We start from the raw sequence: 797 nt of genomic DNA on the forward strand, positions 1-797 counted from the left end.
ACGCATTCTCAGAATTTTGCAAATGCTCCCCAAGTTGAGATCCCACTCAAATTCATTCCCTGACAACCAAAGTATGTTGTGTCGGTCGTGTATACCATCTGTCCGATAACATAGATGCTATTTCAATCTCCTGCAACCTGAAAAGACAGGTTGTTATTCCCCCCCCTGTTTAATCCGCTATACTTAACTAACCGGCATATCCGGTTTCGTCCGGCCGTCGAGTTAGAATTAATTGTGCATACTATGTCAGAACAAGGCGCCCGTCGTTCGTGAGAACGGCGAGCGCCTATTTTTTTCTGAACATCTTACTTTGTGGCCTGTTTTATCCACATCACAACGATGCACACCATTTAACAACACTGAAATATGGCATTTACACTTCCCAACCTTCCTTACGAATTTGCTGCCCTCGAGCCACATATCGACGCCCGCACCATGGAAATCCACCACGACAAGCACCATGCTGCCTATGTCAACAACCTGAATGCCGCGCTGCAAGGCACTGAGCATGAAGGCAAATCACTGGAAGAACTGCTCGCCAATATATCCAAACTACCACCCGCTGTGCGAAACAATGGCGGTGGTCACTGGAACCACTCTTTGTTTTGGAGTATCATGGCGCCGAATGCTGGTGGCGCTCCTACGGGCCATCTGGCAGCAGCCATCGATAAAACGTTTGGATCTTTTGATGAATTCAAAAAACTGTTTGCACAGGCCGCTACCACACGTTTTGGCTCCGGCTGGGCCTGGCTGAGCGTAGGCGCCGATGGCAATCTGTTCATCTCCTCCACACCGAA

Annotated in this window: 1 protein-coding gene; it reads left to right on the forward strand. The window is 48.9% G+C overall.

Annotated elements, in window-relative coordinates; genetic code table 11:
• Nucleotides 1–366 precede the first annotated feature (366 nt).
• Nucleotides 367–797, forward strand: a 431-nt coding sequence (locus JNK74_28510) for a superoxide dismutase (GenBank protein ID MBL7650131.1), incomplete at its 3' end; no start/stop codon positions are given.

The organism is Candidatus Hydrogenedentota bacterium, from assembly GCA_016791475.1.
Lineage (GTDB): Bacteria > Hydrogenedentota > Hydrogenedentia > Hydrogenedentales > JAEUWI01 > JAEUWI01.